The organism is Pelotomaculum propionicicum (assembly GCF_048984525.1).
Lineage (GTDB): Bacteria > Bacillota > Desulfotomaculia > Desulfotomaculales > Pelotomaculaceae > Syntrophopropionicum > Syntrophopropionicum propionicicum_A.
In genome coordinates this window covers 15,870-32,421 of record NZ_JBMGJC010000014.1, presented here as the reverse complement: position 1 = coordinate 32,421, position 16,552 = coordinate 15,870, and the positions used below count along the sequence as shown (strand labels likewise).

The window sequence follows — 16,552 nt, the reverse complement described above, 5'->3', positions numbered from 1 at the left end:
GTAAAAGGCTGGCTTAGGAAATACTTAATGTCTTTACTTTGGCTATGGCGTTTACATAGGCCCTGGCGCTGGCCTCGATGATATCGGCGCTGACGCCCCTTCCCACCACCAGCCCGCTGTCGCCGCAGCGGACCTTCACAGTGGCGTCCCCCAGGGACTCGCTGCCCCGGCTGACAGACTTGAGGGAAAAGTCCTCCAGGTTGACATGCTCTCCCACCATGCGCTCGACTGCTTTAAAAACAGCGTCCACCGGGCCGTTGCCGCAAGCCGCGTCGGTGATTGTGTCACCTTCCACATCCAGCGTCACTGTGGCCGTGGCCCTGGAAACACCGGTCGTGGTGATCGATATGTTTTTTACGCTGATGCTGTCGCTTACTTCCATTTCCTCCGCCAGCAATTGCTGATCATCACCGGCTGTAACGCCGACAGCGTCCGGCCTGATTACCTCGTAAGGCGACCCTTCGCCCGATATATCGTCCGCGTATATGCCGCCGTCGCCTTTGAAGGCATTGGCGCCGACAATGGCCTTGTGGGCGGGCACCGGCACCCCGGTTATCCTTGCCGCCAGGCGGCAGGTGGGGGCGATTTCCGTCGTCTTCACCGCCAGCTCGACGCCGTAGGCCGCCTGCCTGGTATAGACCGCCATGATCGCCTCTTCCAGGGAAGTATTGCCGGCCCTTTCCCCGATGCCGTTGATAGTGCCCTCTACCTGGCTGGCCCCGGCTTTTATCCCCGCCAGGCTGTTGGCGGTGGCCATCCCCAGGTCGTTATGGCAGTGGACGCTGACCTCGGCCCGGTCAATATTTCTGACATTGTCCATCAAGTAAGAAATCAGCTCGCTGTATTCCCACGGCGTGGCGTAGCCAAAGGTGTCCGGGATATTGACCACGGTCGCCCCGGCCTCGATCACCTTCTCAATAATTTCGGCGACGAAGGAGGGCTGGCTGCGAAAGGCGTCTTCCGTGTAAAACTGCACATCGCTTACATATTTTTTGGCGCGCTTTACCGCAAAAACAGCCTTTTCCACGACCTGCTCGGGAGTAAGCCGCAGTTTCCTTTTCATGTATTGCGGCGATACCGCCAGGCCGGTGTGGATCCTGGGCTGTGCCGCTCCCCGCAGCGCTCCGGCGCAGCAGTCTATTTCCCGCTCGTCCGCCCCGGAAAAGCCGCAGATGACTACGTCTTTGACCTCCCTGGCGATGGCCCGCACCGCTTCCAGGTCCGCGGCTGAGCAGGCCGGGTAACCGGCTTCAATCACGTCCGCGCCAAGCTTGACCAGCTGCCTGCTGATCTCCATTTTCTCATTTATATTAAGGTTTAATCCCAGAGACTTAGCCCCGTCCCTGAGGGTAGTGTCGAATATTTTCAGCCTGCGCAAAATAATAATCCCCTTTCATGAATCCAATGTGGCGGCACGTTACTCGAAGATTAAGGTCACTAAGGTCCGGGTCCACAACACCACCCCCTTTATAAAAAATAAAACCCCTCGTCAAAACCTTGAGACGAAGGGCAACTCCGCGGTACCACTCAAATTAACGGCCAAAAGCCGCTCGCTTTAAGGATACGGGAACATTTTAAGCTCCGATATCCCCTTCCTTTTAACGGTGGAAGTTCCGTCCGAGCCTACTTTTCTAAAATAATTTCAGTCGGCTACTCCAGGGAGAGTTCCGCGCCCCGCTTTCGACCGCCTCGCACCAAACGGCGGCTCTCTGAAGCCGGCAGGCCCGCGCGTAATATTCCCTCTCATCGTCATTTTAAAAATATTACCTTAAAATCTTATCAGGGTAAAACCTTCTTGTCAATATGGGCCTGGCCCAACAGCAACGGTCATTTTCCCGAAAAAAGGACTTCTTTAACAGCCGCTTCAGAAATATCGTTTAACACCTTCACCCTGCCGATCTCAAGCGGCAGGACCAGGGTGAGCCTGCCGGCGCGCGCCTTTTTGTCCTGGCGCATGGCGGCAATAATATCGTCTCTGTCTAGATACGGCGGCAGTGACACCGGCAGTCCGGCCCGGCGGATCAGAGCAACCACGCGGCCGGCCTGCTCCGCCGGCAGCAGACCCAAAGCCTGTGCCAGCCTCGCCGCGGCTGCCATGCCGGCAGCAACCGCCTCGCCGTGCGAATACACCCCGTACCCGCACAAAGCCTCCACCGCGTGCCCGACAGTATGGCCGAAATTCAAAATGGCGCGCAGCCCCTGCTCAGTTTCATCCGCTTCCACCACCCGTGCCTTGGTCCGGCAGGCAACCGCCGCGGCGTGCGCCAGGGCCTCCTCGTCCAGGGAAAGCAGTTTGACGGTGTTTTCCTCCAGCCAATTAAAAAACCCGGCGTCGGATATTACCCCGTACTTGATCAATTCGGCCAGCCCGGACTTTATTTCCCGCAAAGGGAGTGTCTGCAGGGTCGCCATATCCGCGACCACCAGCCCCGGCTGGTAAAAAGCGCCGATAATGTTCTTGCCCCCGGGGTGGTTAACGGCCACCTTGCCGCCGACACTGCTGTCCACCTGGGCCAGCAGGGTAGTCGGGACCTGGACGAAAGGCACCCCTCTCAGGTAGACCGCCGCGGCCAGCCCGGCGGTGTCGCCCACCACCCCGCCGCCCAGCGCCACTACCGGGCAGCGCCGGTCCATTTTGTGGTTAAAGGCCGTGTCGCAGAGCTTTTCCAGCATGTCCAGGTTCTTGTATTCCTCGCCGTCTCCCATTTCGCCGCATATTACTTCAAAGCCGCCAGACGCGAGGCTTTTACTCACTATTTCGCCATACAGGTCAAAAACTTTACGGTTTGATACCAGAAGCGCTTTGTCGCCTGAAGAGATCTCCCTTACCCAACTGCCCAGTCCGCCCAGGATCCCGCTGCCTATGTATATGTTGTAACTGCGGGAGCCCAGGTCCACCCGTACGGTAATCATCGGATCAATTCCCTTTCTGAAAGGAATGCCAGGATCTGCTGCACGCTTTCTTCAATGGTGCACACCCCGGTATTGACGGTCAGGTCCGCCACGCTGTATATATTCTCGCGCTCTTTCAGCAGCGCGTCTATCTTTTCCCTGAGGTCGCCCCTGGACAGCAGGGGGCGGTTTTTTTTGCCCCTGGTTCGCTGGTAGATGACGTCGGGCGAAGCGGACAGGGCGACCAGTATGCCGCTCTTTTTTAAGAGCCGCACATTTTCAGGGTCCAGCACGATGCCGCCGCCGGTGGCAATAACCAGGTCCTCTCTTAAAGACAGTTTTTTTACCAGCAGCGCTTCTTCGGAACGGAAGCGCACCGCCCCGTCCCTGGCAAAGATCTGCGCCACCGTCTTGCCGGTAACCGCCTCGATTTCTTTATCCGTATCTATAAAGACCCGGCCCAGGCGCTGCGCCAGCCGCCGCCCGACGGTCGACTTGCCGGTGGCCATGAAGCCGATAATAACGATATTCTTCATTAAACTACACCTGCTTCAGAGCGGCAAGGTAGCTCTCCATATTCCGCCTCAGCTCGTCCATGCTGTCCCCGCCGAACTTCTCCAGGCAGGCGCAGGCCAGCTCCCAGGCTGTCACCGCTTCCCCTACCACACAGGCGGCCGGCACGGCGCAGACGTCCGAGCGCTCCACCGAAGCCTCAAAAGGTTTTTTGGACACCAGGTCGACGCTCCGCAGCGGACGGTAAAGCGTTGGTATCGGTTTCATCGCCGCGCGCAGCACTATTTCCTCCCCGTTGCTCATGCCGCCCTCGATCCCGCCGGCCCGGTTGGTCTGCCGGTAGAAACCCCTGCCGCCATCGTAAAAAATTTCGTCCTGCACCTGCGAGCCTTTCCTTGCCGCGGCCTCAAAGCCCAGTCCGACTTCGACGCCCTTCACGGCCTGGATACTCATCAGCGCCGCGGCCAGCCGGGCGTCAAGCTTACGGTCCCACTGCACATGGCTGCCCAGACCCGGAGGGACGCCGGCCGCCCTGATTTCGAAGACGCCGCCCAGCGAATCCCCTTCTGCCCTGGCCTTATCAATAGCCGCTATCATTTCCTGCTCAGCTTTTTCATCTGCACACAGGAGCTGTGACGCGGCCGCCCGTTCCTTTAACTCAGCGAGGCTCTCTGCGCCGGCGCCGGCGGCTATATCGCCGATCCTGACGACATGCCCCGTTATTTCCACGCCGAGCTCGTCCAAAAGCTTCCTGGCCACGCTGCCGGCCGCCACTCTGGCCGCGGTCTCACGGGCGCTGGAGCGCTCCAGGACGTTCCTTATGTCCCTGTGGCCGTATTTTAAGACCCCGGCCAGGTCGGCATGCCCGGGGCGGGGCCTGGTCACCGCCCGCTCCTCTACCTGCGCGACCTGCTCAGGCGACATGGCCTGCGACCAGTTGGCCCAGTCCTTGTTTTCTATGTATAACGCAATTGGGCTGCCCAGGGTGGTCCCGCCCCTCACGCCGGACAAAAAACGCACCGCGTCGGCCTCTATCTTCATCCTGGCCCCGCGGCCGTAACCGCCCTGTCGGCGCGCCAGCTGCGCATTAATGTACCCGGCTGTGAGTTCGAGCCCGGCCGGCATGCCCTCTAAGACAGCGACCAGGGCCGGGCCGTGGGACTCTCCCGCGGTAAGGTATCTGAGCATCTTTTCCTCCCGTTGGATCCGTGTCAAGGGGACGGTTCTCTTGACACGCTTTTTCCCAAGATCGTGTCAAGGGGACGGTTCTTCTGACACGTTTTTTCTCTCTGGACCGTGTCATGAGGACAGTTCTGTTGACACGCTTTTATCTCAAGATTTAATAATAGTAATCGTGTCAACAAAACCGTCCCCAAGACACGCTCCGGCGACACTTTTATCTCCTGGCATAATATTCGTAACCATGTCACGAAAACCGTCCTCTTGACACGCTCTAGACATTTATTTACCAAGTGTGCACAAAAAACCGTCCCCTGGAACGAATGTATTATGTTGTAGGTCGGGATTTATTCCGCCAAAGATGTGCGGCTGAAGCCGCACCTACAGTTCTCACGTCTTTTCTCACGTCTCCAGGGTGTGTCCCCGTCCCTTTATCGGTTTGACAATTCCTTTACCAGGGCTTCCCGCATTACCTCTAAGGGCGCGGGGACGCCGGTCCAGAGCTCGAAAGCCAGTGCCCCCTGGTGCAGGAGCATGCCCAGGCCGCTGACAGCAGTTGCCCCGGCTTGGCCGGCCTTCTTTAAAAACAATGTCTCGACCGGGTTGTACACCAGGTCCGAGGCCACCTGCCCCGGCCTGAAGACTTCGAAGGGCAGCGGGACCGTCTCGTTGACATTCGGGCTCATGCCCAGCGAAGTGGCCTGCACCACCAGGTCCGCTTCCGCCAGCGTCTGCTCAGGCAGTTTATCGTCTGCCCCGTCCGGCCAGGACACCAACTCCACCCGCACCCCGGTTTTTTCAGCCACAAAACGGGACAGGCCGGAAGCCCTCGCCGCAGTGCGGTTGGCAAAGACCAGTTTGCCCGCCCCGGCCAGCGCCAGCTGCACCGCCACGGCGCGCGCCGCGCCGCCCGCCCCCAGGAATAAGACCGTCCTGTCGGCGGGGTCAAAGCCGGCCTCTTTCAGGGCTCGTAAGTACCCTTTCCCGTCGGTGTTGTCGCCGTAAAGGTACCCCGAGCGGTTAATAATAGTATTGACAGCGCCGGTTAATTCAGCTTCGTCGGAAAGGCCGTCCAGCAAAGGCAGCACCGCTTCCTTGTGGGGGATAGTCACATTCACCCCGGCCAGGCCCAGGGCCCTGATCGCCTCAACCGCCGCAGCAAGTGAGCCAGGGCTCACCTCGAAAGGCACGTAGGCATAATCCAGCCCGGCGGCGGCAAAAGCCGCGTTGTGCAGCGCCGGCGAAAAGGTATGCTCCACCGGGCGCCCAAAAATACCGCATATCTTTGTGCGGCCGTTAATCCCACCTGCCATGGAAGACCTCCGGTTTCTTCTTCAGGCGGGCAAGCACTATTTTCTCCAGGTGGCGCGTGATCAGCCTGGTACCCCAGAAATCTTTCCCCTGCATCGGGACAACCAGGATAGTATAAAGGCCGGCTATGTTGCCGCCGAGTATATCAGTGAATATCTGGTCGCCCACCAGGGCTGTTTCCCGGGGGCTGGTACCCATCAACCGGAGGGCGCGGCGGAACGGCCTGGCGAAAGGTTTAACCGCCCGGTGTACAGACGGCATATCCATCTCCGCGGCTATAGCTCTTACCCGCCTGCGGGAATTGTTGGATACTATGCCCATCTTGAAACCCTCTTTGCGCATTTCCACAATCATCTTCAACACCTCCGGGGGCGCGTTCACCGAGTCCCTCCGGACGATGGTATTGTCAAGGTCAAAAATGACGCCTTTTAGTCCCAGGCTTTTCAGTAAAGCCGGCTTGATATCCAGTATTGAGGGCACGTACATTCGCGGATAAAGATTTTTCAGCAATTGGTTCTCCTGACCTTACCTCTTTTTTTCTCCATTATTCTCGCCTTCTCCAGGTCCAAAGGCGTGTTGACGTTAAAAAACACGGTATCAATGTCGGCAGCTTCTCTTAAGAGCGCTTCACTGACGTATTTTACCCGCACCCGCGGGTAAAAATCAACAACCTTGTGCCGGCCGTTCCTTAATGCTTCTTCCACGGCGGGAATGCAGTTCTTGTCGTAGACCGCGAACAGCGGCTGCAGGTAATCCCCGTGCTGGGGTACGGTAACGTCATAGCCGTCCGAAAGCCCGACCATAATATTTGCCAGGTCGGCGCTCAAAAAGGGCATGTCACAGGGCACCACCAGGCACTTGCGGCTCCGCGCCGCCAGCAGCGTGGCGTGAATGCCGCTTAAGGGGCCCCATCCCTTGATCAGGTCCGGCACCACCTTTATACCCAGGCGCGCGCCGGTTTCCTCTTCTCCCCCGCTGATCAGGATCTCTGTAAATACTTTACCAAGTTCAGCGGCGGCGCGCTCGATCATAGCCTCCCTGCCCACAGTCAGAAAAGCTTTGTCCCTGCCCATCCGCCTGCTTTTTCCCCCGGCCAGGATTACACCCGCGACATCGGCCATTGCTCCGTCCCCTTTTGCAAATAATCTAACCCATACAATTTTTTTGCTGAAGTTTTTGCTACTACTCCATTATGCCCCCATAATACAAGGGATCTCAACAAACTTAACATCTTATTTTCTCCGGCAGGCTAAAAAATCCTTTAAAAACATTTATTTATAGACACGCACCCAAAACAGCCGCGGCGCATATGATTAATAGCATGCAATTTTTAGGGGGGATAAATGGATGCTGCCGGGTCTCTGGACATTGACCTTGGTATCACTGGTAAACGGCCTCCTATTGCTTGTCTCATATATCGCCAACAATACCTTTCCACAGCCGCTGTCAGAGGAGGAAGAAGCAAAGTACCTCATGCTTTTGAAGCGGGGCGATGAGAAAGCCCGCAATGTGCTGACAGAGCGGAACCTGCGCCTGGTGGCACACATCGTAAAGAAATTCGACAACGCCGGGGAAGACCCGGATGACCTGATCTCCATCGGATCCATCGGCTTAATCAAGGCAATCAACACTTTTAACCCCAGTAAAGGCACCAGGCTGGCCACCTACGCCGCCAGGTGCATTGAAAATGAGATCCTGATGCACCTGCGCTTCATGAAAAAGGTCAGGGCAGAGGTTTCGCTGTACGACCCGATCGGAGTCGACAAGGAAGGCAACGAGATCACTCTCATCGACGTGCTGGGCACCCACTCGGAAGTGGTGTCCGAAATTGTTGAAAACAGCTTCGAAAGGAAGCGGCTCAAGGAAAAGGTGCTGCACCTTTCCCGCCGCGAAAAAAAAGTGCTTGAACTCAGGTTCGGCCTGGAGGACGGTGACCGCAAGACTCAGCGGGAGATAGCCCGCAGCCTCGGCATATCGCGCTCGTATGTATCGCGCATAGAGAAAAGGGCGATCAGCAAGCTCGCCCGGGAATTTACAATGGAAGGCTGCCAGTGATGGCAGCCTTCCATTGTTTATATAATACAGGCTTCAGTTTTTTTTCCCAATAGTAAGAAAATAACAATCTCTTAGTATCCATCTACATGGACGTAATGCAGTTCAGGAATTACACTTGGGATATTGGAATCTAGATTTTGTTTAATCCATAAATGTTTGCCTGCCATACTTCCCGTAGGAAGACTCTGGATAGGATCGCCGGTGTCCTGGTCCTCCCAATTAACAGGATTTCTCACCCCGGTATATTCGGCGTTAACTACTGTTCCAGCAGCGGGGAGAATATTAAACAGAATTATTCTCGGATCATTATCAGACCTGGTATAAGCGTTAGTGGGATTACCATCCAGGTATATAACCAGGTCGTTATGCCTGTCGGCTGGGTAGTTGCTAAGCCTATAAAAAGCATCTACAGACTCTAAACTTATTCCTGGCGTATAACTATATGATGAACCTCCAAAAATACAGCTCACCTGTTTCCACAAAACGCCGTCGTAATTGGTGCCTGTCCTATAATGCTGTCCGTTTGGAACATTGAAACAAAGTTTATATCGAGTTGCATTATTAACATGAAGAGGTGTAAATTCAAACCTTAGCCAGCCGGAACCATTCTGAGTTACCGGCCCTCTCAAAACATTTCCACTCACATCTTTAATGGTTAAAGTAACATTTCCACTTACACTGTTTAAAAATTTTACTGCACCTAATTCAAATGCTTGTTTCGTATCGATACTCGACTCTATATACGTATAGCTACTACCAGTAATAGTATTGGGATAACACATATCTTCTTGTATAGTATTAGAAATGAGTGGTACTTGTTCGGAACAAGCAAGTTCATTCGTAACAGCGGTGTGGACATTAACGCTTGTCCCATCCGGCACTGTTTCACCCCACTCCATTTTATAACGATTGGTTTCAAGGTTAGATAAATCAATAGGGTTGGTAATACGGTGACCCGTAGGTATATATCCTGTTTCAAACAGTTGCAATTCTCCAACGCCTATATAGCTGTCACCCCAGTTGTTCTGCATAAATAAGCGATAATACCGGTATGATGATTGGTTGCTAAATTCCCACTCCTGCCATCCTATTTGAGCCGCTACCGTAAATGTATAGATATTTGTCCAGTTTGCCCCATCATTCGCTCCCTGGAATATGCAATCTTTTGGATTCCGTGTCTGTTGTGACAGCCTTGCTGAGTGAAACCTCAGCTTTGTTATTTTAAAAGTATTATAAGTAAAGTCTACCTTGAGCCATTGATTTGTCTTGGAGCCGGAGGTACTATACCACATACCGCGGTTTTGTTTGGTTGGAGATGTGTCAGTTTCATGTGCAGCACCATCAAACGCGCTTGAAGGGTGATCTTGATAATATGTGGAGCTGGCACTATAACCTGCCGGCTTGGTCAAACCATTGGTATATATAAGCGCTTGGTTAACCACAGTTGGAACAATTGGTGATAAACCGTCACCTGTAGCCTGGACACCTGCTAGTTGACCTTTTTCAAAATCCTCTATAGATTCTTCGGAATACAAACGGTCAGCCGATTCTGCTGCAGTTGTGAAACTGAATACAAAATCATCTTCAAGGCCTTCACCGTCTGTGTATTTGACAGAACCTTCAGGAATGGTCACCGTGTATGCTGTGTTGCACTCCAGGTAGTCCACGGGATCTAGCCTAAGTGTGGCATTCGTGACACCGTAAGTGTAGCTTACTACTGTACTGCCATGAGAAATGGTGATGTCGCCGTAAACGTTATCAACTATACTCTCTTTGAATGTTATTCCAATTGTTTTATTCACGGCGACACCTGTTGCCCCATCGGCAGGGTCGGAATTTGGATAGGTGGTAACCGGCGTACTGCCGGTAGTAAAATTAAAGGTATATGGGCTCTCAAGGGAATTGCCTATAGAGTTTTTAACTGCGCGGGCCGGTATGTATACCGAATATGTAACGCTCTGGTTAAGATTGTTTAAAGGCACAATGTTTAAAACATCACCGCTCAGATTATAGTTACAATCAACTACAAATTGATTATTTGTATCCACCATATTAATGCCGTCAAAGTAAACATCTTCAACAACAGTCTCGTTAAAATTAACGTGGACAGGTGTGCTGACTGAAACATTTTCCGCGCCGTCAGAGGGATTTGTACTGGTTATGACCGGCGCCGCAGTGGAGTCTAAAGTATTAAAATGAAAACTGTAATCTGCAGCCAATGTGTTGTCCTTGCTGTCTTTGACAGCTCCAGCCGGTATATTTATTACATAAGGATTTCCGTAACCGAGGTTACTTGTCGGATCGATGGTTAGTGTTTTCTCAGAGATAGTCGCTGTATAACTAACTGATGATCCATTTGTGTCATTCTTGAGCGTAATATTGTTAAAGCTCGATCCTTGGACAACACTCTCATTAAAAGTAACTGTTATGGTTTTATCTACCCTTATACTTGACGCATTGTTTTCAGGATCCGTGACGCTTACTGTTGGAGGAGAATTATCAGTAAGGGAGACTGAGAGAAGGTTTCCTCCAGCGTCGTATGTATATGTCAGGGTCTGGCCATTCGTATAGGTTGCTGTCGTCAGGCGACCCAAATCATCATATTCGTAGACAACTGCGCCAGATGGAAGCGTCAAGATCAGCAAGAACATTACCAATATTAAATAAGTTAATAGTATTTTTGGTCCTTTTCTCATAGTTTCATTCCTCCATAAATATGGCATTAATATAATTAAATGGGTTTAAATGAAAGTCGCAAACTAATTATTTATATCAATGTTACCCTTGCTAACAGAATATTGTGCAATAAAGGTAAGCCCAGTAATTTCCTGGTAAATTAAATGTTACTTTGGAGTCCGCAAAATTGGAAGGCCATAATACCATATTATCTTGTTATTATTTTTCCAGTTATAGTCCACATAGTTTTTGTTTACATTTATTGAGTTAACTATCTACCTATCAATTAGGTCTTAGTATTTTCCTGCTTTAATATCTGCTCCTTTAAATAACTAGAAACAATAGCTATAAGTTCTTCTTTTTGCTTTACATCAATATTATTATTTAATTGATAAAATTCAATTAAAAGATTGCTTTTTAAGAACACAACTCTCGAAGAATAATTACCTGATGGCAAATAGTAATTATCAGCATTTCGATATTGTTCAATGAAAGTGATAAAATAACAGTCATAATCAGAGTTAACTAAATCATATTCAATTTTATTATATTTTTTCTTTATAAGATAATTTTTCAAAGCATCAATATTATTACTGTAAAGAAATATCTCAACATTTGTTCCATAACCATGATTAATTGTTATCCAATCTTTAATTGCATCATCCCTATAACTTCCTGTTGTGTAGTTATAGCCATTTAGCACATGGATTTTATCACATGGCATGCCGTTTAAGGTACTTAGTGGATCCTTCACTATCAAATCAACCATTGGTCCCACATCTACATCTTGCTTATAATAAAGGTGCATTATGAAAAAGCGATAAAATCCTATTATAATAGTGATAATAATTACAATAAGTAGTATTCTATTTTTCATTAAGGACAGCTCCTTGCACTTTTTAAATAATCTATTGTTGCATCACGGGTCCTCGATAACCTCATATTGTCATCAACATTAGTTACTTTTACCCATTGATTATCTCTATAATCCCAGTAAATATCGTCATAATAATCTTTGTCAAGATAATGAAGATCATGTTTACTTACTATAAAACGAGAATCAACACCCGCATTCATGTGAGCATCAATGTCCTGTAGGGGGTGTAACCCCCATCCTAAGTGTTTTAATCCCTCTGTCCGTGTTTCTGGATTTTTCAGTAGTTCAGTAGCTTGATTAAACTCGCTATTTTTATGAGAAATCCTGGTATCTTCGCCAACAGGAGCCCCGTCAACCTGCATAAAATTCGCTCTGTTGAAATGCCAGTCTTTATGAGTTAATGGATTAGTATTCCAACTATTGTCAATTTCATTACAAGCATCGGCAATTATATTAGCATCATCTTCTGAAAAACCAGCTTCCAAAGCCCATATAATAGTCCTATCCTTATGCACTGTATTGTCCCATAATCCTTGTGGGTCAATGTGTAATACTGGACTATTTTTAACATAAGAGTAACGATTAAGGCTTTGCATATCTGCAATGGTACCTACTATTGGATCTTGGTTAATAAACCTTCTTATCTCGGGACTATAGTATCTTGCCCGCATATAATAGATACCATTACCATCAAATATAACCCCGTGACTACCATTGAAAAGGAATTGAGTCCAATTATTTCCACTATGGTTAACTAGCTCTCCATACGGTGCATATTGGAATCGGTCTATGATGTTTCCGTTCTCATCAGTAAGAGCAATGGTGCTGCCACGGAGGTCATAGTGATATGTTCGATAAGATCCTCCGGGTTCCTCCTGGCCGATCAGACCTAGTCCATAGACGTAATAGGTCTGGTTACCTTGGCCATCGGTTTTGATAAGTACCTGGCTCAAGTTGGCGTGCGGGTTAATGATGTAGCTATCTTGATAGACTCCATCAACAACGCTGATCCTATTGCCTTCAGCGTCATACTGATAATATGTGCTTCCGGCTACGGTCAGCCTGTTCCGCGCATCATACGTGAAGTTTACCATCTGCCCATTTAAAGGCCCTGTTGTCATATTTCCGTCGGAATCATAAACAATGGTCTGGTCATTATAAGTGGCAATTCGGTTGTTGCTGGTGTAAGTCATTGCCGCATCTTCCATTATAAACGATTCCTGCTCAATAGCTGGAACTTCTGTTTCAACGTTGCCTTTGCTGTCGTAGGTTAAGTCATATTGTGAAATTATATTATTATGTGCATCGACGTCTTTCATCTGCAAAAGCTGCCCGGCGTCATCGTAGCTACAGCTGAGGGTTGTCCCATTTTGCCTTGTAATTGTGACTAACTTCCCGTTCTGGTCGTAGTCATAAGTAATTACACGCCCTGCCCAGTCGGTGACCTTCTTTAGAAGATTTTCTGTACTGTACTCATAGGCAACCTGACGACCGTCTGGGTAAGTCAGAGTTTTAAGGTTGCCGACCGCGTCGTAGGAATACTGGATGATATTTCCCCGGGCATCGGTATATTTCTTGACCCGGTTTAGGGAATCGAACTCCCGTGTGATGGTTCCACTGCTGTCTGTAACCGTTAACACATTTCCGTTTTCATCGTAGTTATAGGCTACCGTCCCAGTTGGGTCGGTCGAAGTCTTGATGAGGCTCGCGTCATCGTAGGTGTAGCTTATGATCTGTCCGCGGCTGTTGGTGATTTGTTCTGGAAGATTTCTATTATTATAGGCCATTAAGACGATATTTCCCGCAGAGGAAGTTTCGCTAGTCAACCGTCCAGCGAGATCGTAATCAAAAACTGTCTGGTTACTGTTTGGGTCAGTCATGGTATTCCGGTTTCCGTCAGCATCGAAGGTCTGGCTTCCCGTTCCGCTTAAGGCGTCAATAACGGACGTCAGCCGGTCCATGTTGTCGTAACCGAATTTCGTTATATGTCCGGCCGGGTCGGTAACCTGTGAAAGGCGGTTCAAGTTGTCGTAGTCTTTAATAAATGTCCGGTTCAAAGCATCTGTGAGCGCCTTCTGGTTGTTCATGGCATCATAAGTTATTGTGCTTGTCTTTATGCCCTTTTTATCCCATGTGCCGGTTAGGTTGTCCGCAGCATCATATTCGTAGCTTAGGGTATAACCAAGCTGGTCGGTAATACCGGTCACCCTGCCCTTGTCGTCCCTGATGTAGGTAGTGGCATTGCCTCGTGCGTCTATAACCCTGAAAAGTCGATCTTCTCCATCATACTGATACTGCGTTATGTTGTTCATTGGATCGGCAGCAGTCTTGAGGTTGCTGTTGGCATCATATGTGAAAGTAGTAGTATAACCCCTAGCGTCGGTCTGGGTAAGCTTGTTATCACGACAGCCATAAGTGAAACTGACGCTACGGTTAAGAGGATCGGTTAGCGTTAATATGTTGTCCTCGTTGTCATAGGAAATATAGCTTGTCTTACCGGCCTGGTTAGTGGTGCTTATCACTCGTCCTGCAGCGTCATAACCAAAGGTGGTGGTGTTCCCATGGGCATCAGTAACAGTCTCCGGGAGGCCATTGATGCATGTCCATGTTATAACCCCTAAGCGCGGCATGGTCTTAGTTTCCATTAGGCTGTTGAAATTATATGTATAGCTTGTTCTGTTCCCCATAAAATCAATTACCGAAGTCAGGTTGTTCATAGCATCGTATTCCATGGTACTGACCTTACCAGCATTATTGGTTATAGTCTTAAGGTTATTCTTACTATCGTAGGTCATGGTTGTAACATGTCCAAGCGCATCGGTTATGGTAAGGATGTTGCCACTATTATCATAAGTATAACTGGTGGTATGGCCATTACCGTCCGTATACCCATTACAATTGCCATCAGTGTCATATGTATAATAGGTAGTGTTACCAAGTTCGTCCTTGACGCTTTCCATCTGGTACTTCCTGTTATGTACCAGAACCTTGGTTTTTCCGATACGGTTGGTAACTGTTGTAACAATCTTACCAGGCTGATCTTCCTCATCATAACTGAACCGGAACAACTGGTTGTAAGACAGCCCATCATCCTGTGTAATTACACGACCTTTACTATCATAAGTGTGTGAAATATACTGCTTACCGTCAGCGTCGGTACCGGTAAGCACCTGGCCTTCTGTGTTATAGGTATAGGATGTTGTTCTTCCAAGTGCGTCGGTAATACCAGTTAGGTTTTTCTCGGAATCGTAAGAAAATGACACTATACGGTTTAGTGGGTCAGAGACCTGATCAATCAAGCCATCGATATTGTGATGAACATTTATATAACGACCTGAAACGGGCTCGGTAATGGTCTGAAGTAGACCTGCAGAATCGTCGTAAGTCATTGTGAGGGACTGTCCGATCCTGTTCTTCTGCTCAACAAGTTTGCCCTGGACATTGAACTGATAGACACGCTGGTCCTGGCGGGTCAAAGTATAAGTCCCATCGGCATTCTTGACCAGAGTATCGAAAAGGATAGCTCTCTCTGCAGCGGAAAAATTATCTGAGCCGTCGTTTATAAAGGTATTCTCGCGGTTAGCGTTCCAATGGATTTTGACATTGCCGTCAATTAACTGCTCAAGGTAGGTTTCAAAATTATGACCCCAGCCCTTTCCAAGAGGACCTTCATTAAGGAGGAGAGAGTTGTAGGTAACGTCGAAAGAAAGCGGCCTGGCGCCGTTGACGGCGAGAAGCGATTTATTTATATTCATTGCGCCTGATGCAGTGTCAACAGGATCACCTTGACAAGTAGGCTGAAGAATGTCTTTTGGATCTCTAATTATGAGGCTGCCTTCTGCCCCTAATCCTGAGATAACATATTTATCGCCGCCAGTAACAAATAGGTTATCAATAATTATCAGTTTGCCATCAATTAATGTTAGTCCCTGGCGTACTGATAAACTCTGAGGTAGATTAGGAAGGTCAACAACACATTTTTGTACAGGAGTTGTATCAGGGGTAGTCACATGAACTATGGATGTCTCTATATCATTCCAATCCCTTGCCAGAACATAAAGGCCCTCCTGTCCGTCACTTATTACCCCTGATGACATAGAATTACCCATTACGCTGCCGTTTTTCCGCAAAACATCATCTACATGGAAGGCGTCTACCCAAGTATTTCCGTCATCTACGCTTCTCTTATACATTGTCCCTGAACTACCGTGATTGTATCCGAAACCCCAATAAAGTGAACCGGTGTTCGTCTCAACAACACAACGTGATGTTGCACCGGTATAATAAGCATGATCTGATGGTCCGTAGTATCCAGAAACCATTTTGGTCCAAGTCTGACCGTTATCATCGGAAGCAAAGACTGACGGTCTTGACACTTTCCACCAGTCGTATGCCGACTCATAGTAAGGTCCGGGCAAAAGCCATCTTCCGCTATCAAGGACCTTTATCTCTCCTGCTGGACTATTACTAGGAGTATATATATAGGGCAGCAGGATATCTTGAAGAGTTGAATAAATCTGCCAGTCCCCACCGTTACCGGAAGTAGACTTGTATATCTTATAAAAAGAATTTGTTGTTTCGTTTCCTGAGCAACATACAGTTAAATACAGATCCCCTTCAGCCCAGGAAAGACAGGCTGAACCGCCGTATGGCGCAAAAATACCTGTACCTGTCCAATTCGAGACCGAGTTATCCATACTAGTCAGCAGTTCAACATTCGGAATAGTCCCCTGGTAAACCTCGCCAGTAACCGATTCGATGGCTACCATCAACAACTCTCCGTCTGTTTTTTTCTGAATTGAAACCATCCCATTTATCCCGGATGTTTTGACTCTGTGCCAGCTTGTACTGTCTTCCCACTCGTAGTTAGCCGAAGCCGGCTGCACACCAAAACTAAATCCAAAAGGGTTAGGTAAAAAACTAAATAGTAGCAGGAGTGAACTTATAATAATTACAAACTTCAATCTGAATAATGAAATTCTACAGGTGAAAGTTTTGCCGGACATAAACAACATAATAATTACCCCCATTATAAGTTATAAGAAGTCT

General features: G+C 49.1%; 11 protein-coding genes and 1 other annotated feature. Of the genes, 1 reads left to right on the top strand and 10 read right to left on the bottom strand.

Going from position 1 to position 16,552, the window contains the following annotated elements; genetic code table 11:
• Positions 1 to 13: 13 nt before the first annotated feature.
• The 7 genes from ACOBQJ_RS14425 to mobA all read right to left on the bottom strand — a co-directional run bounded on the left by ACOBQJ_RS14425 (position 14) and on the right by mobA (position 7,016).
• Entirely contained in the window at positions 14 to 1,378 is a 1,365-nt protein-coding gene (locus tag ACOBQJ_RS14425; protein WP_421072472.1) for a 2-isopropylmalate synthase, read from the bottom strand.
• Between the two features lie 117 nt (positions 1,379 to 1,495).
• Positions 1,496 to 1,756: a binding site (T-box leader), on the bottom strand.
• A 71-nt stretch (positions 1,757 to 1,827) separates the two neighbouring features.
• A complete protein-coding gene (gene aroB / locus ACOBQJ_RS14420) occupies positions 1,828 to 2,913 on the bottom strand; it encodes a 3-dehydroquinate synthase (protein ID WP_421072471.1) in 1,086 nt (361 codons plus the stop codon).
• The gene (locus tag ACOBQJ_RS14415; RefSeq protein WP_421072470.1) at positions 2,910 to 3,428 is read right to left on the bottom strand and encodes a shikimate kinase; all 519 of its coding nucleotides are present in this window, start codon (positions 3,426 to 3,428) and stop codon (positions 2,910 to 2,912) included. Before ACOBQJ_RS14415 ends, aroB begins: the two co-directional genes overlap by 4 nt.
• Positions 3,429 to 3,432: 4 nt before the next feature.
• Positions 3,433 to 4,593 (bottom strand): chorismate synthase, encoded by a 1,161-nt coding sequence (gene aroC, locus ACOBQJ_RS14410; RefSeq protein ID WP_421072469.1) that lies wholly within the window; start codon positions 4,591 to 4,593, stop codon positions 3,433 to 3,435.
• A gap of 422 nt (positions 4,594 to 5,015) precedes the next feature.
• Positions 5,016 to 5,897, bottom strand: coding sequence for a shikimate dehydrogenase (locus ACOBQJ_RS14405; RefSeq protein WP_421072468.1), 882 nt, complete (start codon positions 5,895 to 5,897; stop codon positions 5,016 to 5,018).
• Positions 5,881 to 6,405: a YqeG family HAD IIIA-type phosphatase gene (locus ACOBQJ_RS14400; RefSeq protein WP_421072467.1), complete on the bottom strand. Its 525-nt coding sequence runs from the start codon at positions 6,403 to 6,405 to the stop codon at positions 5,881 to 5,883. Before ACOBQJ_RS14400 ends, ACOBQJ_RS14405 begins: the two co-directional genes overlap by 17 nt.
• Positions 6,399 to 7,016: a molybdenum cofactor guanylyltransferase gene (gene mobA, locus ACOBQJ_RS14395; RefSeq protein ID WP_421072466.1), complete on the bottom strand. Its 618-nt coding sequence runs from the start codon at positions 7,014 to 7,016 to the stop codon at positions 6,399 to 6,401. The genes ACOBQJ_RS14400 and mobA overlap by 7 nt, the downstream gene beginning before the upstream one ends.
• A gap of 226 nt (positions 7,017 to 7,242) precedes the next feature.
• Here mobA and sigK point away from each other — a divergent pair, with 226 nt between their 5' ends.
• On the top strand, positions 7,243 to 7,950 hold the full coding sequence (gene sigK, locus ACOBQJ_RS14390) for an RNA polymerase sporulation sigma factor SigK (RefSeq protein ID WP_421072465.1): 708 nt from the start codon (positions 7,243 to 7,245) through the stop codon (positions 7,948 to 7,950).
• Between the two features lie 71 nt (positions 7,951 to 8,021).
• Here sigK and ACOBQJ_RS14385 read toward each other — a convergent pair whose 3' ends face one another.
• From ACOBQJ_RS14385 to ACOBQJ_RS14375, 3 genes are all read right to left on the bottom strand, one after another.
• A complete protein-coding gene (locus ACOBQJ_RS14385) occupies positions 8,022 to 10,646 on the bottom strand; it encodes an Ig-like domain-containing protein (protein ID WP_421072464.1) in 2,625 nt (874 codons plus the stop codon).
• 266 nt (positions 10,647 to 10,912) lie between these two features.
• Positions 10,913 to 11,503: a hypothetical protein gene (locus ACOBQJ_RS14380; RefSeq protein WP_421072463.1), complete on the bottom strand. Its 591-nt coding sequence runs from the start codon at positions 11,501 to 11,503 to the stop codon at positions 10,913 to 10,915.
• Complete coding sequence (locus ACOBQJ_RS14375; RefSeq protein ID WP_421072462.1) at positions 11,503 to 16,509, bottom strand: RHS repeat-associated core domain-containing protein; 5,007 nt, start codon at positions 16,507 to 16,509, stop codon at positions 11,503 to 11,505. Before ACOBQJ_RS14375 ends, ACOBQJ_RS14380 begins: the two co-directional genes overlap by 1 nt.
• Between the last annotated feature and the right edge of the window lie 43 nt (positions 16,510 to 16,552).

What these genes read in the sequence shown, in the direction of transcription:
- aroB (WP_421072471.1), bottom strand. Translation starts at nt 2,913, where the DNA reads ATGATTACCGTACGGGTGGACCTGGGCTCCCGCAGTTACAACATATAC.
- ACOBQJ_RS14415 (WP_421072470.1), bottom strand. Translation starts at nt 3,428, where the DNA reads ATGAAGAATATCGTTATTATCGGCTTCATGGCCACCGGCAAGTCGACC.
- aroC (WP_421072469.1), bottom strand. Translation starts at nt 4,593, where the DNA reads ATGCTCAGATACCTTACCGCGGGAGAGTCCCACGGCCCGGCCCTGGTC.
- ACOBQJ_RS14405 (WP_421072468.1), bottom strand. Translation starts at nt 5,897, where the DNA reads ATGGCAGGTGGGATTAACGGCCGCACAAAGATATGCGGTATTTTTGGG.
- mobA (WP_421072466.1), bottom strand. Translation starts at nt 7,016, where the DNA reads ATGGCCGATGTCGCGGGTGTAATCCTGGCCGGGGGAAAAAGCAGGCGG.
- sigK (WP_421072465.1), top strand. Translation starts at nt 7,243, where the DNA reads ATGCTGCCGGGTCTCTGGACATTGACCTTGGTATCACTGGTAAACGGC.
- ACOBQJ_RS14385 (WP_421072464.1), bottom strand. Translation starts at nt 10,646, where the DNA reads ATGAGAAAAGGACCAAAAATACTATTAACTTATTTAATATTGGTAATG.
- ACOBQJ_RS14380 (WP_421072463.1), bottom strand. Translation starts at nt 11,503, where the DNA reads ATGAAAAATAGAATACTACTTATTGTAATTATTATCACTATTATAATA.
- ACOBQJ_RS14375 (WP_421072462.1), bottom strand. Translation starts at nt 16,509, where the DNA reads ATGTCCGGCAAAACTTTCACCTGTAGAATTTCATTATTCAGATTGAAG.